The following is a 20,836-nucleotide window of genomic DNA, read 5'->3' as shown; positions in this document are numbered from 1 at the left end:
CTATTCTCCTTCAAACCATCTGGCGCTGGTGATGGCCCTGCCTTCAACGTCCAAACAGCGGTCCACGCTCATTGCTTGGGGGTTTCTAGCTCCTGCCCTCATTCTTCTGAGCCTTTCCGTATTGGTTCCAGCATTGATGGCGCTGGTGATCAGTTTCACGCAAACAGGACTAGATGTCACCGAACCACTGAAATTTATTGGCTTAACCAATTTTCAGCGGCTCCTTGGCGATCCAATGTTTTATCAGGTGCTAGGCACCACTTTGATTTATTTATTTGGTGTCGTTCCACCGATTGTGATCGGAGCCCTAACCCTGGCGGTTCTTGTTAATCGAGTCCTTCCAGGTGTTCACATCCTGCGCGCTGCTTTCTATACGCCAGTTTTGGTGTCGATCGTTGTAGCTGCTATCGCCTTTCGATGGCTCTATGCCGAAAACGGCTTAATTAACGGATGGCTTGGCGCCTTGATTGGTCAAGGATTCATCCCCATTGATTTTTTAACCAATCCGTTTTTAGCCCTTCCCTCAGTGATGCTCGTCACGCTATGGAAAGGATTGGGCTACTACATGGTGATTTTCCTGGGTGGACTTCAAGGCATCCCAACAGAGCTTTATGAAGCTGCTGAACTGGATGGAAGTGAAGGCTGGCGGAAGCATGTTGATATCACTCTGCCGTTGCTGCGTCCTTACGTCACCTTGGTGGCTGTGATCTCCGCGATTGCTGCAACCAAGGTCTTTGAGGAGGTGTTTCTGATGACACAGGGTGGCCCTGCAGACTCCACCCGCACCCTCGTTTATTACGTCTATGACCAGGCTTTCGCAGAACTAGAAATCAGCTATGCCTGCACGGTTGGGCTCGCGCTGTTCCTACTCGTTTTATTGCTCACAGCCATTCGACTTGCGTTCGGAGGAGAACGAAGCCTGATTTAGGGCTGTCATCGTTGCTAAAAGGAGAGAATGACAAGCTCCACCCAGACCGATCTGCAACGGATGCCCAACGCTGACAACACAATTGGGGTGATCGGTGGAGGGCAACTTGCCCTCATGCTTGGTGAAGCAGCGCAAACACGAGGTTTGACGCTTGCGGTTCAAGCGTCAAAAGCTGAAGACCCTGCTGCCTCACTGGCTAAGGATTTAGTGATTGCGGGATCAACAGATGTCCGTGCAACAAGGGAGCTCTCATCGCATTGCGTAGGCATCACCTTCGAAAACGAATGGGTCGCTGTCGATGCTTTGATGCCTCTTGAGCGACAGGGAGTGCAATTCACTCCTTCACTGGCAAGCCTGATCCCTCTCGTTAATAAGTTGTCCCAGAGGCGACTACTCAATGATCTGTTAATTCCAAGTCCAGATTGGATTTCATTAGCTGAACTCAATCCTGGATCGCCATCCTTACCGAGCGGATGGACATTCCCTGTCATGGCGAAGGCTGCCTACGGCGGTTATGACGGAAAGGGCACAAGGGTTGTGGAAGATCTAAACGGCTTGGTTCAGTTGCTTCGAAACGTCGATACCCATGAGTGGTTAATCGAAGCCTGGGTTTCCTACGAGCAGGAACTAGCTCTTGTTGTAAGTCGAGATTCAAAAGGGCGAATTCGTAGCCTGCCCTTAGCCGAAACGCATCAGAAAAATCAGGTTTGCGACTGGGTCATTGCTCCTGCTCCAGTGAGTCAACTTGTTGAGGCAACGGCTTACAACATTGCAGCCTCAATTCTCACAAAGCTCAGCTACGTGGGAGTGATGACATTGGAGTTTTTCTATGGATCGGAGGGTTTATTTGTTAATGAAATAGCTCCCCGAACGCATAATTCAGGCCATTTTTCAATTGAGGCCTGTTCAAGCAGTCAATTTGATCAACAACTCTGCATTGCAGCAGGCCTGGATGTCCCCAATCCAGAATTCATTGCCGATGGTTCCTTGATGGTCAATTTGCTCGGTCTCAATGCCGACCAGGCAGAACCACTTGAGCAACGCCTTTCAAAACTACGCTCGATCGAGGCGTTGCATCTGCATTGGTATGGAAAAGATGAGATCCCTGGACGCAAAGTGGGGCATGTCACCACCCTTCTCAATGGCCATAGCGCTGATGAGCGTGCCGAGCGAGGACAGCAAATGCTGCAAGCTATTCGTGAAATCTGGCCTCTTCCCCTAAATTGGTAGAGAACTGCTGTGTTGGTGACAGCCTTTCTCTAGTGCTCTGATCTGACTCTCTTTCGATATGGGGTGACTGTCGTGTTGGTGCCGTAAACCGGCCTCGTAGCCGGAAACGAATCCTCTCGAAATCTTTCGTCCCTTCTGGTAACTCCAGGTCGAACACTGGGGCTCGCACGGCACAGCGGTTCACCACCTTAAGAAGCCAGTGATAGCAAGATTTATAAGCTGATTGCCTCTGTTGCTGAATTAGTCAAACCACGACCTAATAGCACTACTCAGAGCGCTATTAGGTCGTGTCAGAAGAATCAGGTTTTCTGCTTAGGAGTAGGGATTAGTCGAGCTGTCGAAGACGGGATAGCTGAGTGCATCCCTCCTTGCTGTTGCTAGAGAGACGTTGAGGCGTGAAGCGATTGCCATCTAGGTGTGTCCTTCAGAACGGAGGCACTTGGCGTTCTGTTGTGGAGTAAGAGTCACATGCCCAAGGATGACCAGTGGAATGGTGAGAACAGCCAGCAGCATTGCTAGGTGACAAGTAGTGGTAGTGATTGCTTGTGAATACAAATTTATATTGCCGGCTGATTGATGCCTAGGACGCTTGCAGAGCCCTCTGGCATCGTCTCTAGCCATCAACGAGTACGCGCCTATGAAGCTGAGATCGTCATCGCTTACCGATACAAAGCAAGAATATGATGCACAAACAAATACACTTAATCCATGATGCTCATGGCATTGCTGATTATATCTACTCATCCTAAATATTTCTACTGATAACATTTTAGTGCCTAGTGTTCTAGCAGGAATACTGCACAGCCCTACCCCAAGATCACAGTGATGCCAATTGATCAGGGATAGTAGTAGTGATGCTCTTGTTAATAGATGTAGATGTATCAACTAACTCACGCCAGATGCAAAGGCATTGCTGTTACTGGTGTTATTGACTATCGGAGTCCTCAATACTACAGAAAATAATCAACCACTGGCCCCAGCCAGCCACCAATAAGCGGCAAAATATAAGAAAAGAGGATTGAGAGCTACCACCCTCAGTACGAAATCTAAAGTCTTAGTAGATGATTCCCGCCCGGGTGAGCTGAATCGCCATAGATATAGCGAATAGGATTTGGAAATTTATTTTTAAAATCCAAGGAGGGGGTTAGTTAGGTCTGTAGTACATGCAGAACACCCACATACCTTCATCCTCTTTCATCCCTAACTTGCCTCTCGCTTCTTGCTCAGTCACACCACCTGAATTTAACCTTGCACACGTCTCCCTAAACATCTCTTCTCTCGATTGACACGAGACCAACAGGAGCAGAGCAGGAAGCAGGATTAATGCCTTTTTCATCATCTATTTCTTGAAGAACTCACAGAAGTTGTCAAGTCTCCTCATGTTGTCAGGATAGTTAGAACCGAATTCCACACCTATTTTTCTCCTGCTTTTTAAAGTAACAACGGCCCACCCTTTCTACCGAGCAGATGTGTATCTCTTTGGTGTGCAGGATACCAACAGAAGTAGCAGAGGAAACAGTAGTCATGCCCTTTTCATCACTGTCTCTAGAGGAACCTGAAAGATGATGTGTAGGCAAAAGGGAATCTAATGCCAAACACTTTTAACAACCATCTTCTAGGTCCGATTCTAAGAATCATTCCTCTACATCCCAGTATTTATACGACTCAGTAATCTCTAATTAAGTTCAATGCAAACACCCAAGCATCCAATCGGTCATTAATTTAAGTTCAACTCAGCAAGTGGAGAATGGTTTTGGAACGCTACCTCTTTAAGAGCAAAAGTAGAGACAATCATCTCTCGAAATTCATTACAATATTTTTTGTCCTGATAGGAAGCACTGTCTTGCTTGAGGCATGGGGAAGTCATCCAGAGCAGATGCAAGAACACGTCATTGAAAGATTAGATTCAATGCGTGAGAACTTAGCCTCCTTTCAATCTGATACTTTATAGTTTTTTCAACTGTACATCTTTATCAGTTGTTTACTGTGCCGGATGTTGAGCCCTCTGGGTGTTTAGTTGTTCTTGAGCACTAAGCTGTTGAGATGGGGGATGTTGCCCTTGCGGACTGCTCTTTCAACATGAATGGACGGAGGGATATGTATCATTGACAGAGAAACTTGCTAGAGCGATATGGACAATCGTTATAAGCATTCGAATGGGGCTATATATAATCTTTGCTACCAGTGACGATCTGATTCGATGAATGCCTATTCGGATAGGGGCCTTCTTCATGCTTAAAGAATCGAAGACCTCGAGCTAGCTAAACGGTCAATTAAATCTGATTTTTCTAGAGTTGTAATAACAAACACTTCCTGAGCCGTCCTGCCACGACGTGCCATCAGCTTGAATCCACCGCGGATCGCAACAGATGGCCTCAGCGTTAGCTCTTGGCAACGACCCTTCACCCTTGCAATCACCCCAGGGGTGATGGTCTGGATCTGTGGGTCATTCGCCAAAACCTTCAGCCAGGGAATGAGTCCCTTCACATAGGTGCTGTGGGTAACGACAAGACGGCCCACGAAGGGATCAGAAGTAAAGCTTGTTTAAGTTAGCTGCTCTGGCTAGAGATTAGGGAAGAGTTCCTTGCGAGCCATGCTCCGATCTGTCGATTCTGTTACGACTGAAATTTCAGCTCCGTTGACATCTCGATTGGGCCCAAAAGCCAAGATCCTCACGGCCGAGGTGCATGGTGATGAGGTGCGGGGGCTCGCTCTTTGCCCAGGAAAAGTGATTCGGTATGTCTTTGCTGCTCAAACCCAACGGCTGCGTACCAAAGCGTTGTTGTCACTGACTCGTTCCACTCGTAAACCTGCTGCTTGATTCAACCGTCGATTTCGGCCATCAACACCATGTCGAGTCGTTGCGTGGTGGATTCCCTGAATTGAGCGACGCTGAGCTGATTAAGAACAATCAAAGCGCCTGCCATCACAAGAATTTCAATCGTAAAAACCAAGCCATACCCAGCCATCGGACCAGCATTGGGTAAAAGCTGACGACCTAGATCAAGCAGCCCACCACCCACGACCTTGCCAAAGCCTCGAGAGAGAGCTTGCGCTAACCCCCAAATGCCTACAAAGGTTCCTGCCATCGCTGGAAGAGTGAGGTCAAGCATCAAAGTGAGTGCGCTATTGGTGCCAACTCCTGCAGCTAAGCCAAACAGCACCATCACAACAGGAAGGAGTCCAGAAGCTTGTTGCCAGCCACTGACCACTAATAGAAATAATGAACCCATCACCATCCAGCATCCCAACCTGGCAGTGGCCAACTTTCCTAGCTTTGGTGTGATAAACCAGCCGGCTAAAAGCAAACCAACAAGGGTTCCTGATCCCCACCAAGCATTAAGCAAAGTTGTTTTAGATACTGGCATTCCAAACACTTCTGCACCAAAACTTTCCAGAATTGGATCCTGCAAAAATAGTCCAAGAGTAAATAAAACTAAAAATCCAAAAAAGATAACTATTTGACGACTTGATGTGACAACTCCCCAGGCATCTTTAAGTGTGACCAAATCCTGCACAGCCCGAACACTTCCAGGACTTGCTGGTTTTTCAACGCCCCAGGTGGAGACAATGGCCAACACCATTACAATTGTAGTTATTGAAATCATGAACTTCTGAAGCCAGCTCTGGAGAATCACTGGATCTGAAATGCCATCGATCGAGCGAACGGCAAGACTGATGGCAATCGCACCAACAATGATTCCTATTGTGAGCATTGCCCAAATCACACCGATACATCGCGGTCTTTGCTCTTCGGTTGTTCGATCAATAACGAGGGCTAAATAGGAGGTGCTCGCTAAAGAAGTACCCAATCCATAGAGAGCAAATAAGCCACAAAATGCAGCAATACCAGCTGCAGCTACTAAGGGTGATCCACTGTCTAGAGCTTCCTTCACCTTGAAACTAACCGGAACGCTAAGAATCGCCAAAAGACAAATAGCGACGGTTCCGAGTAGGACATAGGGCGTTCGATGTTTACCCCATAAGGGATGAGAATCACTGAGGTGTCCGAACAGCACCCGTGCTGGTGAGACCAGCTGCTCAAATCCCAAGCCTCCACCTGCCAGTAATGCAGGAAAGGCAAGTTCTGTAATCAGAATGCGATTAAAGGTGCCAGTGAAAAGCACCGCAAGGGTTCCAAGACAGGCCTGAAAGAGACTCAACCGCAGCAGGGTTGGCCAGCGAAGACCTGGAACGTCATTCATCTCAATGGATGGGGCTATAGACATTAATTGCGTTCCAATGGAGCCATCGTGAGTCCCTCACTGCTGAGTTGTTGGTGGTAAAGCTCTGCAGGCTCAAGGGGGCCGGCCCACACTTCTGCAGCACCTTCTCCATCGATTTGATGGGCAAGTGTCCAAGCCTTATCACTATTCATCCCAGGGATGATTTTGCATAAACACTCAACCACGTGTTCAAACGTATTCACGTCATCGTTGAGAACGATCACTCTGGCATTCGGGTAACGCAGGGTTGTGCGTTCCGGATTGAGAACGCTCGCGGTTCCAGGAGTTGCCATAGTCATAAGAAGTAATGAATCAACCAGTCAGTTCCGCGGGGCAGCCTAGGTAAGCTCTTTACATTCAAGCGTCATTTCAATGCTGTTCACGATTGCCTGGGCATCACTCGCTGCTGTCTTCAGTTTCTCGATCGCGATGGTGGTCTGGGGCCGTAATGGCGATGGCACCGTGAATTTCTGAAGTGAACGAAGCACTGCAAGCTCCCATCGTCAGTCAGGGATTGGCGATGACCGCTGCGGTTCTTTTGGTCTTTGTCAGCGTGATAGTGGTTTACCTCTCCACGATCGAGTGGAAAGATCGTCGTCGCAGGCGTTCTCGTGACCGCAGCTGACTCACTCCTGAAGATCTCCACCTACAGATCCATCGTTCAGTCCCTCCCAATCACGTCATTGGGGTTAGGGGCTGTTTTATTGAGCGGTTTGATCGGCGTCCTTCTGAATCAGCCATCACGTAAAGACGATGGAATACATGCATCACTGAGCCGCGTCTCAGGCGCATTCAGTTTGATTCAGTCTTTTCATGGAGATTCGAAACGCCCAGCTCCCCAGCTTTGGAACCAACGCCTTGGACTTGTTCGAGCTGCAAACCTATGGAAACGGCAAGGGCGCTCGATCTGGTGGCAGGGATGGTCGGATGATGGCGATGCCTATTTAATTCTTCAGGATCAACTGCTCCCCACCGACACCAAAAATTTACGCAAACACCAAGTTTTGGGATTGACGTTTCTCGGCTCTGATGAGCTGCATCGTCAACAACTCATTCAAAGACTTCAACGCCAACCCGAGCGCCCAGCTCAACCAACATCTCTTCAAAGACGTTGCATGCAGCGTCTTGCTAATGCTCCAGCTGTTTTTTGGACGAGCGATGCCCTTGCTGCAATTAGTGGAACAACAGCTTCGTTGCTTCAGCAAGGGAGTCACGGTTGCCTTGCACTTCGCCTAACCGGCGACACCCTCCATTGGGGCGGAGTCGTAGGCGACCGATCGATCGCACTTGCCGCATCACAACCCAAACAAGGTTGGAATCTTGCAGTTCATGATCGTCAGAAGCCAGAAAACTTTGATCAGGACAGCCTTTTAGAAGTACATGGAGCCCGTGTTGATTTAATCCTGGGCACATTGCTGAGTCGACAAATCATCCAGCAGCCTTTGGAATCTCAGTACGGAGTGAATCAATCGATCCGATCAAGGCTTGCGCTCTCACCGTTTTCGCTCCGTCTCCAGCAGCAAGCCAAAGGTTCTTACCGAGCAGGTCTTCAATTTCAGGCACCATTGCCTGGAGGAGCTTCCGCTTGGGTCTCAGTTCTTGATCGAGTGAGCAACCATTTAGAAGAACGTGGCTTTCAACGCTTCAAACCAGCTGAAGACAACGCCAAAAAAGCTGATGCTGTGATTTGGAAAGATAAGCGAGAAGGGCAAAACAAGATTGTGGGTGGTTGGCGTTGGTTGCTTCAACCCCACCCCAATCCCACTCTTTTGAGTGCTGGACTGGCAAGTCTTCCTGACACAAAACCGTTTTATCAAGCACTTCCAGCGTCGACGCTTTCAGCACTGAAGCTCAATGCCCGTCCGCGAAATCTTGTGTCGCTTGGACTGATGAATGGATCGTGGCCTGCACTTTTGAAGCAGGCCGATTTCGTACAAGTTCAAATCAAACCGGCAATCACCTCACCACATCTGAAGGCTTCAGGCCAACAAACATGGTGGGAGATCAGTGGTCAGTTAGGTCTCTCTTCTGCTGCTGATTCATCGGAAGACTCAGATTGAGCTTCGGGTGGTTTTGATTCGCTGGCTTGAGAATCAGCCAGTTGACGATCGCGTTTACGACGTTCTGCGGCCAAGGTTTCTTCAATCAGCTCCACTGCCTGAGCCATCTTTTCAAGATTGGATGTGTACAGGCTGAGGTCCTTGTCCAGGCGAGGTTTGGATAGTCCTAGTTGCTCACCAATTTCATGGGCAAGGGTTTTGAGTTCATCAGGATCGGAAGGTTCACCACCTTGAGCGGATGAGAGCAGGCTCAACAAGCCCACAGCCATCAATCGTGAGTAGTGAAATGATTCACCACCAACACTCGAGATGCCCGCGGACAAGGGCTCTGGAGCCCCAGCTCCGCGATTGGAAAGCCATTCACGCACTTCACTGACGGTGTGTCCTGAGACGGCTGAGGTCGATCCCTCTGCAAGCTTTTTCAAAACCTCCGGATCGAAACCATTGCAGCTGCAAATGGCCGCATAGAGCTCATCGAGGTGTGTTTCAGGTTTGTAGCCCTGTGTGAACGCCTTAAACACCTGACGCAAACCCACAGCAAACAAGGCGTCGCTCTTGAAATGCTGCTGATGACTGAGGAGGTGCAGCTCAACCAAGAGCTCGTCTGCCGTTCTCCTGTACAGAGATGGAATCACATAAGGAAAAGCTTTATGGAAGGCCCGCTTGCTGTCAGCGATCGTCCGTTGATCCGTCAAGGTCCTTCCACCCCACTTTGAATCAAGACCATAGCGCTGCTGCCGCCGCCGTTAGGATTGTTCTAACTGAAGCTATGCAACATGATCCCGATCGTGATCGAGGAATCAGGACGAGGAGAAAGGGCTTTTGATATTTATTCTCGTCTCTTAAGGGAGCGAATCATTTTCTTAGGCGAGCCTGTTACCAGCGATTCCGCCAATCGAATCGTTGCTCAGCTTCTTTTTCTGGAAGCGGAGGATCCCGAAAAAGAGATCTTCTTATATGTGAATTCTCCCGGTGGCTCGGTTTACGACGGGCTTGGGATCTTTGACACCATGCAGCACATCAAGCCAGATGTGCACACCGTCTGTGTTGGCCTTGCTGCGAGCATGGGTGCATTCTTGCTATGTGCTGGCGCGAAAGGAAAGCGCAGCAGTTTGCAGCATTCTCGGATCATGATTCACCAGCCTTTGGGCGGCGCAAGTGGTCAGGCCAGTGATATTCGAATCCAAGCCGACGAAATCTTGTTTCTTAAAGATCGCTTGAATCATGAATTGGCAGACCGCACTGGACAACCTCTAGACAAAATTCAAGCCGATACCGACCGAGATTTCTTTATGTCTCCACAACAGGCTATGGAATATGGCTTGATCGACAACGTGATTGATAAGAGCCCTGTTCGCTCTGTATAAAAAAAGACCCTCGTGATGAGGGTCTTTTAAAAGATCACCAACCGATAAAAAAGACCAGGATTTATGAAAATCCTGGTCTTTTTTATTTAAGCAAGCAAAGGAGAGAAACGCTCCTTTTCAGGTATTTCAGCAAATTCAGCAACAACAACACGGAATTCATCCCCGTCCAAAGTTTCTTGCTCAATCAACTGTTCCACCAATTTGTCCATGGCTTGGCGATGTTGACCAACGAGTGCAACAGTTTCCTCGTAGCACTTCATCACGATCAACCGCACTTGCTCATCAATCTGTTTAGCGATGGAATCGGAAACATCTTTGCGCGTCATCAGATCTCGGCCAAGAAAAACTTCTTGGCTGCCTCCCTCAAGTGCCATCGGACCCAATTGGCTCATTCCAAATTGCGTCACCATTTGACGGGCCATCGAGGCCACCATTTGGATGTCACCTCCGGCACCAGTTGTGACTTCGGAGTGACCAAACACAACATCTTCAGCGGCGCGACCTCCCAAAGCTCCCATGATGCGAGCTTTGAGTTGGGCGCGAGAGACGAGCATCTGCTCTTCGTCTGGTGAGAACCAGGTCAAACCCTGGGCCTGTCCACGGGGAATCAACGTGACCTTTTGAACAGGATCGTGATCTTTCACGAGGGTGCCAACTAGGGCATGCCCAACTTCGTGATAAGCAATTAATCGTTTGCTTCGACCATCGGTGAGGGGATGGCCTTCCATACCAGCAATGATGCGATCAACGGCATCATCAATTTCTGAAATTCCGATACTCTCTTTGCGACGTCGCGCGGTAAGGATTGCCGCTTCATTCAACAAGTTGGCAAGATCTGCACCTGTAAAACCAGGCGTCCTTCTGGCAATGCTGTCGAGAGTTAGATTCTCGTCAAGCTTTTTGTTTCTGGAGTGAACCTCAAGGATCGAAAGACGACCTTTGATATCAGGAGCATCCACGGTGACTTGACGGTCAAAACGACCAGGACGCATTAGCGCGGAGTCCAGAACGTCAGGTCTATTGGTAGCGGCAAGAATGATGATTCCGCTATTTCCTTCAAAACCATCCATTTCTGTCAGCAGCTGATTGAGCGTTTGCTCACGCTCATCGTTGCCTCCACCAACTCCAGCACCACGCTGCCGACCTACGGCATCAATTTCATCGATAAAGATGAGACAAGGGCTATTTTCTTTCGCACGTTTGAAAAGATCGCGAACTCGGCTAGCACCGACACCCACAAACATTTCAACGAATTCTGAACCAGAAAGAGAGAAGAAAGGAACACCAGCTTCTCCAGCAATGGCTTTGGCAAGAAGAGTCTTGCCGGTTCCTGGAGGGCCCACTAACAAAACACCCTTAGGAATTTGAGCACCAACCGAGGTGAAACGTTCAGGTTGCTTCAAAAAGGTGACCACTTCCTGCAAGTCTTGCTTGGCTTCGCTAACACCGGCAACATCATCAAATTTCACACCGGTATCAGCTTCCATTGCAAAACGAGCTTTTGTCTTACCGAATTGCATGGCTTGACCAGGGCCTCCAGGCATGGAGTTGCCACGACGAGCCAAAAAGATCAAAGATCCGATAAGCAACAGGGGGAACAGAAGATTTCCAAGAATTCCAAGGGCAGGGGGAGCTGTCTTCGGTGGATGAATATCGAAACTGATGCCCTCTTCTTTGAGGGTGTTGATCAGCTCAGGGGCTAAGCCAGGAAGGTCTACGCGGAGCCTTTGAACCCGATTATCAAGATCAGGATCAACCGCTTCCACAACCGCGTTACGGCCGCCGTCGTAAATATCAACCGCCGTGACGCGACCAGCTGCGACGTAGTCCAAGAAACGTCCGTAGCTCATCCGAGCCACAGCAGCATTGCGGGGAGCAACCGTGGTGCTTCCGCTAGTGGAAGCACTATTACTACGAAGATTATTGAGAGCTCCGCTTCCAACCAGCTGCCAAACAAGCAGCAACGCGACGCCGATGGGAAGAATCCAGAGGGCTATCTGACGCCAGCGTTGATTCATGGATTCTTCGCAATTCCCACGACTGTAAGAGTTTCCTTACCTAAACCGCTGTTTCAAGGCAAGGCGATTTAGAGGCTTCTTAATGCAACGATCGGATCGAGCATCGCTGCACGCTTGGCAGGTACAACGCCAAAAAACAGACCGATGGATCCAGATAACCCCACCGTGACCAAAATTGTTGATGCACCAATCGCTGCTGGTAAGGGCGAGAAGAAGGCAACAGCTGTCACGGTGCCAAGTCCTACGGCGGTTCCAATTACGCCACCGAGGCTCGCCAAAACAAGACTTTCAACCAAAAACTGTCGGAGAACGTCGGAACTACGCGCACCCAATGCCTTGCGTAAGCCGATTTCTTCCGTGCGCTCGCTGACCGACACCAACATGATGTTCATGATTCCGATGCCACCAACGAGCAACGAAACGCCTCCGATCGCACCAAGCATCAGAGTTAGGCCGCCTGTAATCGTGCCAACGATGGTGAGAGCATCCTTCTGAGATCTGACGGCAAAATCGTCCTTGCGCAAAATGCGATGCCGTTGACGCAGCAAATTGGTGATTTGAAACTTGGCTGGCCCAGTGCTTTGCTCATCCTTCGCTTCAACACTGATAAAGCTGAGACTGATTCCATAGGTTGGGTCCCGGCCAGTGAGACGACTCACCATGGTTGTTAGCGGGATGTAGGCGTTTTCATCCTGGTTTGAACCAAAGACCGCTCCTTTGGGCTCCATCACGCCAATGACAGAGAAGCTCTGGTCTCTAATCCGGATGCTTTGACCAACGGCTGCACCAGAAGGAAAGAGCTTGTCACGAAGATCTGGACCAATCACCACAACGGTCTTCGCGCTCTGTTCATCCTCGGAACTGATGAATCGACCACGGGCAACCTCAAAACTGCGCACCGGTAAAAAAGCTGGCGTTACCCCTGAGATCGAGGCGCTCGTGCTCCTCGCCCCAGCCTGAACAACTTCATTGGCTGAGATCTGGGGAGCAACGCGTTTCACGCTTGGCACTTGCGCAGCAATGGCGCTGGCATCCTCCAGCACCAAGGTGCGCGGAAAGGCCACCCCCTGCCTTCGCGTGTCATTGCTTCCAGGAACCACAAACAACACGTTGGCTCCAAGACTGCTGAGCTGGTCCTCCGCCAAATTTTGGGCACCTCGACCCACACCAACAAGGGTGATCACGGAGGCATTACCAATCACGATGCCCAGCATCGTGAGCAAACTGCGTAAGCGATTTGCCTTCAGTGTGGTGAGAGCCATGCCGACGGTGTCGGCAAGAGGCAGCTTGCTGGCCATGAACGGTTAGGGACCTAACTCAGAGCATGGTGTCTAATTTCATTGCCATGTTGCTGCCTGTACCCCGATGAACCAAACCATCTCTCACGTGCAAGGTGACAACTTCGCCTTCTCTGAGATCTTGCGTGGCATTGGTCACCCCGGTAATCACAGGAACGCCTAGGCGCTTGGCGATTACTGCAGCGTGAGAGTCCTCGCCAGGTTGTTCTGTGATGACAGCAGCAGCTTCACGAATGCCGTCGAGGTAGTCGGCTGAGGTATCCCGAGCCACAAGGATGTCTCCTGGTTCGAGCCGAGCGCAATCACTAGCAGACATCGCTATACGCACTTTTCCGCTAACAGAGCCACTGCCAAAGCCCGTCCCACGACCGAGTACAGCACTCACGATGCCCACTTTGATCAGGTCTGTAGAGCCACTAATTCCAGCGAGCGTACCTGCTGTTTGCACGCAAAGATCACCGTCTTTCACCACACCAAGCTCTTGGGCATAAGCCATCGCCAACGTGAAGGTGGCTGTGGTGCTCTTTTGGGTTTCAATCAACAGTGGTGACACACCCCAAACCAACTGAAGCTTGCGCGCCACGTTGACTTCGCTGGTGATCGCAAGGATGGGAGTGGAGGGCCTGAATTTGCTGACGTTATGAGCGGTGGCACCACTTTTGGTTAAGGGCAAAATCGCTGCCGCATTGAGCTGTCGGGCAATGCTGCTCACCGCCCCACTAATCGCATTCGGGATTGTGCTCGGCAGATGAGTATCGATGGGCCGTTGGGGGTAATCCCGTTCGATCCGCACGGCGATCGTCGCCATGGTTTCAACAGCCTCAACAGGAAAGTCACCAACAGCCGTCTCATTGGACAGCATCACCGCATCAGTGCCATCCAGGATGGCGTTGGCAACGTCACTTACCTCTGCACGCGTCGGTCTAGGGCTCGAAGCCATGGAATCGAGCATCTGGGTCGCCGTAATGATCGGAATCCCGAGGCTGTTTGCTTTGTGGATCAGATCTTTTTGAAGAAGCGGGACCTCTTCAGCAGGCATTTCAACCCCTAGGTCACCACGGGCCACCATCACGCCATCACAAAGCGGCAAGATCGCGTCAATTTGATCAATCGCTTCGAACTTTTCAATTTTGGCGATCACAGGAGTGGTGTGACCGTGCTTACGAATCAGTTCTCTGATCTCTTGCATGTCAGAGGGATTGCGCACAAAGCTCAGCGCGACCCAGTCCACGCCCTGCTGAAGGCCAAAGGCCAAATCTTGTCGATCTTTTGGAGTCAGCGCCCTTACAGAGAGCTGCACGTCTGGGAAATTCACCCCTTTGTTGTTGGACAGCACGCCAGGAACCGTGACTGAGCAGTGGAGGGTCTGGTCGGCGGCATCCACGCGCTCAACCTTCATCTCGACGCGGCCATCATCAAGAAGGATGCGACTACCAGCAGACACTTCTTCGGCCAGTTTGTCGTAGGTGACTGTTGCCACCGTCTGATTACAACGCACCTGCTTAGCCGTGAGTGCGAATTGATCACCTTTTGCGAGCGTGATCGGACCTTCTTCGAAGCGACCTAAGCGAATCTTCGGACCCTGAAGATCCTGAAGGATGCCGATGTGGGCGCCCAATTCGTGGGCCACCTGTCGAATTGTGGCCATCCTTTCGGCGTGCTCGCTGTGATCTCCATGAGAAAAGTTCAGTCGAAACGTGGTCGCTCCGGCTTGGATGAGTTCACGGATCCTTTCGGGACTTTCCGTTGCGGGCCCAATGGTGGCCACGATCTTGGTTCTACGGGTTAGATCGATCTGGGCCATCCACAGGTCTTGAAGCTTGCGGAATCTACCGTCTTGCCCTTTTGGACTCAAAGACTTGTTGGATGATGACTCTCTTCAACATGAATCGTATGGACCTGAATGCTTATCAGACCGCTGCACGGCTAACGGCTCTTTACCCAGATGCTGGCAGCAATCCCATCTATCCAACCTTGGGCCTAACTGGTGAAGCAGGGGAAGTCGCAGACAAAGTGAAGAAGGTTCTGCGCGATCGAGCAGGACACTTTGACGATGAGGTCAGAGCTGAGATCGCGCTGGAGCTCGGTGATGTGCTCTGGTACGTCGCTCAGCTAGCCAGTGAACTGGGCTATGACCTGGATGATGTGGCCAACCAAAACCTTCAGAAATTGCGTGACCGTTCAGCGCGTGGGCAGCTGAAAGGGAGTGGCGATCACCGCTGAGGATGCTGACTCAAGTACACCCCTTAGCCGTAGTTGCCAAATCCACCGGCAAATGCGTAGCTGGCTGACACCAAGAGCTGCTGCATCAAGCTCAGGGCAACGAACGCGAGAATGGCGGACAGATCTAGGCCTCCTAACGGGGGGATCAGGCCACGAAAGGCATTGAGGTAGGGGTCGGTGATCGAACTCACCGTGCTGAGCACTGGGTTCCCCATATCCACATTTGGGAACCAGGTGAGCAGCACTCGAACGATCAAAACAAACGAATAAATCTGCAGTGTCTGGGCAATGATCTGAAGGAAGGTGGAAACAAAACTCAAATCCATTGGTGCTTCTCAAGCGTGACTAATGAATGAACTTTATGCAGCCTGATCTGGTTCTGAGATCCCTCTATCAGGAAGCACAGAAAAAGTACGGTGAAACTTTTCAGAAAGACTGAGCCAATACGAGCGTCCTTCGCTTTGGCGTTTGCGTTCAATAAAGTTCTGATTGAGCAGCTCTTTGATGTGGTCGTAGGCGCCTGACCCCCTTAATTCAACAAGCTCCGACTGAAGAATCCGTCGCTTCAATGCAATCGTTGCCAGCGTTCTCAGCGTTGCCGTGGACAGATTGACCGGCAAGAGATTACGAACCAGTTCCCCAAGACCAGCCCGGAGCTGAAGGCTGTACCGACCGCTGTTTTCGTGAATTTCCAAGGCCGTATCCCGTTGGGCATAACCAGCGACCAAGGCGAGTAAACCCTGTTCTGCTTCTTTGTTACTGGCGTCAGCCAACTCGGCCAATTCCGAAAGGGACAGGGCTTTTCCCTTTAGGTAAAGGATGGCCTCTAAGCGAGCTGGAAGGGAGAGAGAGAACTCCTGCATGTTGCTTCGCTCCAATCCTTGTGCCATTACCTCCCCTTACGAACAGGTTTCAAAGTAACGCTGGTGCAGCTTTTGGCCATTCACTCCTCTTCATCCACCAAGAAAAAGTTGGTAAGCCGGATTACTCGTTTCTTCCCAACTGCTGTAACCAAGGTCGCGCAGGAAGGACTGCCAGGCCTTGAGATCGTCGGTGCTGACAAGAACGCCAACCACAATTCGACCCACATCGGCTCCATGATTTCTGTAATGGAAAATGCTGATGCTCCAATCCCGATGCAAGGCCGTCACGAAGCGCATTAAGGCCCCTGGGCGCTCTGGAAACTCGAAGCGATAAAGCAGCTCCTTCACATTGCTGGCCGTTGAACTCGCAGGGAGACGGCCTCCAACCATGTGCCGGAGATGCACCTTCGACAGTTCATCGTCACTGAGATCTAGGCAGGCATACCCTTGCGTCTTGAGATGGTTGATTAAGGACGCTCTGTCATCGGGCCCGCTCACCTGAACGCCCATAAAAATGTGGGCCTGATCACCAGCCCTCATCCGATAGGAAAATTCTGTGAGGCTGCGATCTGCAAGTAATTCACACAGGCAGCGAAGACTCCCTGGACGCTCCGGAATTTCTACGGCGAGCATCGCTTCGCGCTCTTCACCTAATTCCGCACGCTCAGCAACGAAGCGCAGGCGCGCAAAATTGATGTTCGCCCCACAGGCCACAGCAACGAGGTTTTGATTCTGCAGCGACCGTCGGTTTACATCAGCCTTGAGACCTGCAATAGCAAGGGCGCCTGCCGGTTCGAGAATCGATCGGGTGTCTTCAAAAACATCCTTAATCGCGGCACAGATTTCATCGGTGCTCACGGTGACGATGTCATCGACATACTTTTGGGCCAAAGCAAAGGTGTGCTCCCCCACCTCACGTACAGCCACTCCATCTGCAAAGAGCCCCACTTGTGGCAATCGGATGCGTTCACCTGCCTCTAAGGACAGGGTCATGGCGGCAGCATCGTGGGGTTCAACGCCGATGATTTGAACGTCAGGCCAGAGACTTTTCACATACACGGCGATTCCGCCGATCAAACCACCACCACCCACAGCCACATAGATCGCATCGGGTGGCTGATGGCACTGGCGCAGGATTTCCATGCCCACCGTTCCCTGTCCTGCAATCACCTCCGGATCGTCAAACGGATGGATAAAGCAAAGTTGTTCCGCTTCACTGCGTGACCTGGCCTCGGCATAGGCCTCGTCATAGGTCTCACCATGAAGCACCACCTCTGCTCCCAACTGGCGCACAGCATCAACTTTCACGCCAGGGGTTGTGACTGGCATCACGATCACTGCTCTACAGCCGAGATGGGATGCGCTGAGGGCCACACCCTGTGCATGATTCCCAGCACTTGAAGCGATCACCCCGAGTTGCAGCTCAGCTTTCGAAAGTTGAGCCATGCGGTTGTAGGCACCACGCAGCTTGAAAGAAAAAACGGGTTGAAGGTCTTCCCGTTTCAACCAAACGCTGTTGCTCAACCTTCGGCTCAGGTTGTTAGCGAGTTCTAAAGGGGTTTCCCGGGCCACGTCATAGACACGGGCGCGCAGGATCCGCGGCAAATAATGATCCATCACTGCAGTCTGACAACCACTCACCATCGCGAAGGGTCGGTAGGGCCCGTAGATTGACTGAATCGGTCTGGGGATGGGTATGCATCTGAGCGAATTAACCCATCCCAATCAGCTGCACGGACTGTCCGCTGCGCAGCTTGAGGATGTGGCCAAGCAAATTCGTGAACGCCATTTGGAAGTGGTGTCCAACAGCGGCGGACATCTTGGACCTGGACTAGGCGTCGTTGAATTAACCCTGGCCCTCTACCAAACACTTGATCTGGATCAAGACAAGGTCGTTTGGGATGTGGGGCATCAGGCCTATCCGCACAAATTAATCACTGGACGCTATGGAAGCTTCGACTCCCTACGTCAGCAGGGAGGAGTTGCCGGATATCTCAAGAGAGCGGAAAGTCGTTTTGATCATTTCGGTGCAGGCCACGCCAGCACATCCATCTCTGCAGCCCTCGGAATGGCAATTGCCCGTGATCGGCAAGGTCTTAACTACAAATGCGTTGCCGTGATTGGTGATGGGGCCCTTACCGGTGGCATGGCCTTAGAGGCGATCAACCATGCCGGCCATCTTCCATCCACTCCACTACTCGTTGTTTTAAATGACAACGACATGTCGATTTCTCCACCTGTTGGCGCTCTCTCGACCTATCTCAACCGGATGCGATTGAGCCCGCCTCTTCAATTTATATCTGGAAGCGTTGAGGAAAGCGTGCGTCATCTTCCCTTTATGGGGGGAGAGATACCACCGGAGCTGAATCGTCTCAAAGAGAGCATGCGCCGACTGGCTGTTCCAAAAGTTGGTGCCGTTTTTGAGGAGCTTGGATTCACCTACATGGGTCCGATCGATGGCCATGACATGGCTGAAATGACTCGAACGTTCCAATCCGCTCATCGCGTGGGTGGTCCGGTCATGGTTCATGTTGTTACAAAAAAAGGGAAGGGGTATCCCTACGCAGAAGCCGATCAAGTCGGCTACCACGCGCAGTCAGCTTTCAACCTCAATACCGGTAAAGCAAGGCCCAGCAAAACTCCAAAACCACCGAGCTACAGCAAGGTGTTTGGACAAACCCTTGTCAAACTTTGCGAACAGAATCCAAAGGTTGTTGGGATCACAGCCGCCATGGCGACTGGAACTGGCCTGGATATCCTGCAAAAAGCACTCCCCGACCAATACATCGACGTTGGCATTGCTGAGCAGCATGCCGTCACCCTGTCCGCTGGCATGGCTTGCGATGGGCTGAGGCCAGTTGTGGCGATCTACAGCACGTTTTTACAGAGGGCCTTCGATCAGCTCATCCACGATGTAGGGATTCAAAAACTTCCGGTGACGTTTGTTCTAGATAGGGCGGGCATTGTCGGAGCCGATGGTCCAACGCACCAAGGCCAATACGACATCAGCTACATGCGTGCGATTCCTAATTTCACCGTGATGGCACCTAAAGATGAGGCGGAGCTGCAGAGGATGTTGGTGACTTGCCTCAACCACGATGGACCAACAGCTCTGAGAATTCCTCGCGGTCCAGGTGAAGGTGTGCCATTGATGGAGGAAGGCTGGGAGGCCCTCCCGATTGGCTGTGGTGAAGTCGTACGTGAAGGCAATGATGTCTTGATCGTTGCCTATGGAGCCATGGTGCCAAAGGCAGTGGCTACGGCGAAATGTTTAGCAGCAGTTGGCGTTGAGGTTGCTGTGATTAATGCCCGATATTTACGTCCCCTGGATGAAGCACTCATTCATCCCATGGCCAAGCAGATCGGAAAGATTGTCACGATGGAGGAGGGAGCATTAGCTGGCGGCTTCGGCTCAGCTGTTCTTGAATCGCTCCAGGAGAAAGGGCTAGCGATTCCCATGCTTCGCATTGGCATTCCTGACCGGCTGGTGGATCACGCAACTCCCCAGCAAAGTTTTGAAGCCTTGGGTTTGACACCGGATCAAATGGCAGTCCGGATCAAGCAGCATTTCCTGCTTGCAACAACAGGTTCTCTCACCCTCGAGCAGAAAGCACCAGCTGAGGTGTCCTCAGCTGGCTGAAGTTAAGTTGATTCAGCTGGTGCAGCACTGCTGCAACAGCTGAACTCATGCATCGAGGGAATTTTAAAGAACGCCTCGGGCTGCGAGTCCCTGGATCGCGCCAAAGCCAATGATGTGACCCAGGCTTGTGGTGGCGAGCATGCTGCCGTGACTCATACCCCCAAAGAAATTGGAGCCGGGCAGCTTGAGACCGACGTCTTGATGCTTAATCGTGGCTTTGCCAATCCCGATGGCAATGACATTGCAGATCACCATCACAAGGGCAACCTTGGGTGACCAGGAAAGAGTGGCTGGAGCTATAGCCAGAAGAGGAGTAAACATGCAACGCAACAAGCGACACCTCATCTTCCGATTTCAACGCCCCAAGATCTCCTCCTCGTAAGAGTTATTCACTGGCTCTTGCGGCTTCGATCGAAGCAGCCCGGCAACAATGCAGGCATTGCTCAAGGTGAGAAAGGCTTCAGCGCCACCATGAAGCCAATCCACAGCCACCAGTTCAGAGTCGTATCGAACGAGGGCAAACACCGCAGCAGCAATGGTGACAGCAACAAACAAGAGGGTGAGCTGAAACCCGAGAACGGTCAATTTTGGAAGCTGCTTGCTGCGCCCTAGGTGATACAAAAACACCAAATAAGGGAGTAAGGACAGGGCAAAGAGGGGGGCAGGGTCAAAATTCGATGTCATCCCTTCACCATGGCGTCGCGTTGCAGATTCCAGGCAGCAAAGGCCAACGTGACATTCCCAAGCAGGGTTGTGCTGGCTTGCAGAGTCACGAGCCAACGAAGGCTCTCGGAATTGTCATAGAGGTGCCAAGTGCATGCAGCCATGGCACTGATCAAGGCAGGAATCATTGCTGCGGAGAGCCAGATCATGCTCGTTTGAGAGCGCAGTGAACCGCGCTTAGCGATCAACACCATCGCTAACAGCCACTCAAAAACAGAAGCCACATGAATCCACCATGTACCGAGCGAAAGGGCATGCAT

At 51.1% G+C, this 20,836-nt stretch carries 22 protein-coding genes and 1 other RNA gene; 10 read left to right on the top strand and 13 right to left on the bottom strand.

Translation table 11 applies throughout. The features are described 5' to 3' along the window. Positions 1-31 precede the first annotated feature (31 nt). The 3 genes from SynPROS91_RS06015 (at position 32) to ssrS (ending at position 2,344) form a co-directional block, all read left to right on the top strand. Positions 32-928, top strand: a complete 897-nt coding sequence (locus tag SynPROS91_RS06015; protein ID WP_186515626.1) for a carbohydrate ABC transporter permease — start codon at positions 32-34, stop codon at positions 926-928. A 27-nt stretch (positions 929-955) separates the two neighbouring features. Next, complete coding sequence (locus tag SynPROS91_RS06010; RefSeq protein WP_255439630.1) at positions 956-2,158, top strand: 5-(carboxyamino)imidazole ribonucleotide synthase; 1,203 nt, start codon at positions 956-958, stop codon at positions 2,156-2,158. Continuing rightward, a non-coding RNA gene (ssrS, locus tag SynPROS91_RS06005) (6S RNA) lies at positions 2,157-2,344 on the top strand. The genes SynPROS91_RS06010 and ssrS overlap by 2 nt, the downstream gene beginning before the upstream one ends. 2,049 nt (positions 2,345-4,393) lie before the next feature. Here the strand turns inward: ssrS and SynPROS91_RS06000 are convergent. Next, positions 4,394-4,678 (bottom strand): DUF2103 domain-containing protein, encoded by a 285-nt coding sequence (locus tag SynPROS91_RS06000; RefSeq protein ID WP_186519237.1) that lies wholly within the window; start codon positions 4,676-4,678, stop codon positions 4,394-4,396. A gap of 73 nt (positions 4,679-4,751) precedes the next feature. Here SynPROS91_RS06000 and SynPROS91_RS05995 point away from each other — a divergent pair, with 73 nt between their 5' ends. Next, a complete protein-coding gene (locus SynPROS91_RS05995; protein ID WP_186519235.1) occupies positions 4,752-4,979 on the top strand; it encodes a hypothetical protein in 228 nt (75 codons plus the stop codon). Between the two features lies 1 nt (position 4,980). On the opposite strand, the gene SynPROS91_RS05990 is transcribed toward SynPROS91_RS05995, so the two are convergent. Beyond that, on the bottom strand, positions 4,981-6,381 hold the full coding sequence (locus tag SynPROS91_RS05990; protein WP_186519534.1) for a BCD family MFS transporter: 1,401 nt from the start codon (positions 6,379-6,381) through the stop codon (positions 4,981-4,983). Positions 6,382-6,386: 5 nt separating this feature from the next. After that, positions 6,387-6,683: an ATP-dependent Clp protease adapter ClpS gene (clpS, locus tag SynPROS91_RS05985; RefSeq protein WP_186519233.1), complete on the bottom strand. Its 297-nt coding sequence runs from the start codon at positions 6,681-6,683 to the stop codon at positions 6,387-6,389. Positions 6,684-6,756: 73 nt separating this feature from the next. Here clpS and petN point away from each other — a divergent pair, with 73 nt between their 5' ends. Genes petN through SynPROS91_RS05970 form a run of 3 tightly spaced genes read left to right on the top strand, consistent with a single transcriptional unit; the run spans position 6,757 to position 8,444 of the window. Then, a complete protein-coding gene (gene petN / locus SynPROS91_RS05980) occupies positions 6,757-6,858 on the top strand; it encodes a cytochrome b6-f complex subunit PetN (RefSeq protein ID WP_186519231.1) in 102 nt (33 codons plus the stop codon). A gap of 1 nt (position 6,859) precedes the next feature. Beyond that, positions 6,860-7,009 (top strand): hypothetical protein, encoded by a 150-nt coding sequence (locus tag SynPROS91_RS05975; protein ID WP_157028569.1) that lies wholly within the window; start codon positions 6,860-6,862, stop codon positions 7,007-7,009. Further along, positions 6,996-8,444, top strand: coding sequence for a hypothetical protein (locus SynPROS91_RS05970; RefSeq protein ID WP_186519229.1), 1,449 nt, complete (start codon positions 6,996-6,998; stop codon positions 8,442-8,444). Before SynPROS91_RS05975 ends, SynPROS91_RS05970 begins: the two co-directional genes overlap by 14 nt. Here the strand turns inward: SynPROS91_RS05970 and psb29 are convergent. Then, positions 8,396-9,139, bottom strand: coding sequence for a photosystem II biogenesis protein Psp29 (gene psb29 / locus SynPROS91_RS05965; protein WP_186519227.1), 744 nt, complete (start codon positions 9,137-9,139; stop codon positions 8,396-8,398). The two genes, SynPROS91_RS05970 and psb29, sit on opposite strands and share 49 nt — an antisense overlap. An 81-nt stretch (positions 9,140-9,220) precedes the next feature. On the opposite strand from psb29, the gene clpP reads away from it, so the two are divergent. Then, positions 9,221-9,811: an ATP-dependent Clp endopeptidase proteolytic subunit ClpP gene (clpP, locus tag SynPROS91_RS05960; protein ID WP_011619341.1), complete on the top strand. Its 591-nt coding sequence runs from the start codon at positions 9,221-9,223 to the stop codon at positions 9,809-9,811. Between the two features lie 86 nt (positions 9,812-9,897). Here the strand turns inward: clpP and ftsH are convergent, their stop codons facing one another. From ftsH to pyk, 3 genes are all read right to left on the bottom strand, one after another. After that, the gene (gene ftsH / locus SynPROS91_RS05955) at positions 9,898-11,829 is read right to left on the bottom strand and encodes an ATP-dependent zinc metalloprotease FtsH (protein ID WP_186519225.1); all 1,932 of its coding nucleotides are present in this window, start codon (positions 11,827-11,829) and stop codon (positions 9,898-9,900) included. A 68-nt stretch (positions 11,830-11,897) separates the two neighbouring features. Then, positions 11,898-13,127: an ABC transporter permease gene (locus SynPROS91_RS05950; protein WP_186519223.1), complete on the bottom strand. Its 1,230-nt coding sequence runs from the start codon at positions 13,125-13,127 to the stop codon at positions 11,898-11,900. A gap of 19 nt (positions 13,128-13,146) precedes the next feature. Next, a complete protein-coding gene (pyk, locus tag SynPROS91_RS05945; protein WP_186519221.1) occupies positions 13,147-14,931 on the bottom strand; it encodes a pyruvate kinase in 1,785 nt (594 codons plus the stop codon). Between the two features lie 89 nt (positions 14,932-15,020). Between pyk and SynPROS91_RS05940 the strand changes: the two genes are divergently transcribed. After that, positions 15,021-15,350 carry a nucleoside triphosphate pyrophosphohydrolase family protein gene (locus tag SynPROS91_RS05940; RefSeq protein ID WP_186519532.1) on the top strand — a complete coding sequence of 110 codons (330 nt, stop codon included), beginning with the start codon at positions 15,021-15,023 and terminating at the stop codon, positions 15,348-15,350. A gap of 23 nt (positions 15,351-15,373) precedes the next feature. Here the strand turns inward: SynPROS91_RS05940 and SynPROS91_RS05935 are convergent, their stop codons facing one another. The 3 genes from SynPROS91_RS05935 to ilvA all read right to left on the bottom strand — a co-directional run bounded on the left by SynPROS91_RS05935 (position 15,374) and on the right by ilvA (position 17,830). Beyond that, positions 15,374-15,676 carry a YggT family protein gene (locus SynPROS91_RS05935; RefSeq protein WP_006852627.1) on the bottom strand — a complete coding sequence of 101 codons (303 nt, stop codon included), beginning with the start codon at positions 15,674-15,676 and terminating at the stop codon, positions 15,374-15,376. Between the two features lie 33 nt (positions 15,677-15,709). After that, positions 15,710-16,213, bottom strand: coding sequence for an SMC-Scp complex subunit ScpB (scpB, locus tag SynPROS91_RS05930; protein WP_255439966.1), 504 nt, complete (start codon positions 16,211-16,213; stop codon positions 15,710-15,712). A 90-nt stretch (positions 16,214-16,303) separates the two neighbouring features. After that, complete coding sequence (gene ilvA / locus SynPROS91_RS05925) at positions 16,304-17,830, bottom strand: threonine ammonia-lyase, biosynthetic (protein WP_186519217.1); 1,527 nt, start codon at positions 17,828-17,830, stop codon at positions 16,304-16,306. Between the two features lie 79 nt (positions 17,831-17,909). Here ilvA and dxs point away from each other — a divergent pair, with 79 nt between their 5' ends. After that, entirely contained in the window at positions 17,910-19,853 is a 1,944-nt protein-coding gene (gene dxs, locus SynPROS91_RS05920) for a 1-deoxy-D-xylulose-5-phosphate synthase (protein ID WP_186519216.1), read from the top strand. Between the two features lie 63 nt (positions 19,854-19,916). Here the strand turns inward: dxs and psaK are convergent, their stop codons facing one another. The 3 genes from psaK to SynPROS91_RS05905 are packed head-to-tail and all read right to left on the bottom strand — an operon-like array spanning position 19,917 to position 20,836. Further along, positions 19,917-20,174 carry a photosystem I reaction center subunit PsaK gene (gene psaK, locus SynPROS91_RS05915; RefSeq protein WP_186519214.1) on the bottom strand — a complete coding sequence of 86 codons (258 nt, stop codon included), beginning with the start codon at positions 20,172-20,174 and terminating at the stop codon, positions 19,917-19,919. A gap of 33 nt (positions 20,175-20,207) precedes the next feature. Beyond that, positions 20,208-20,537 (bottom strand): DUF3593 domain-containing protein, encoded by a 330-nt coding sequence (locus SynPROS91_RS05910; protein ID WP_186519212.1) that lies wholly within the window; start codon positions 20,535-20,537, stop codon positions 20,208-20,210. Beyond that, entirely contained in the window at positions 20,534-20,836 is a 303-nt protein-coding gene (locus SynPROS91_RS05905) for a DUF2499 domain-containing protein (protein WP_186519210.1), read from the bottom strand. Before SynPROS91_RS05905 ends, SynPROS91_RS05910 begins: the two co-directional genes overlap by 4 nt.

Origin of the sequence: Synechococcus sp. PROS-9-1, from assembly GCF_014279775.1 — a bacterium.
Classification (GTDB): domain Bacteria; phylum Cyanobacteriota; class Cyanobacteriia; order PCC-6307; family Cyanobiaceae; genus Synechococcus_C.
Note: the sequence above shows the minus strand (reverse complement) of the source record. Positions and strands in the feature narration are given on the sequence as shown.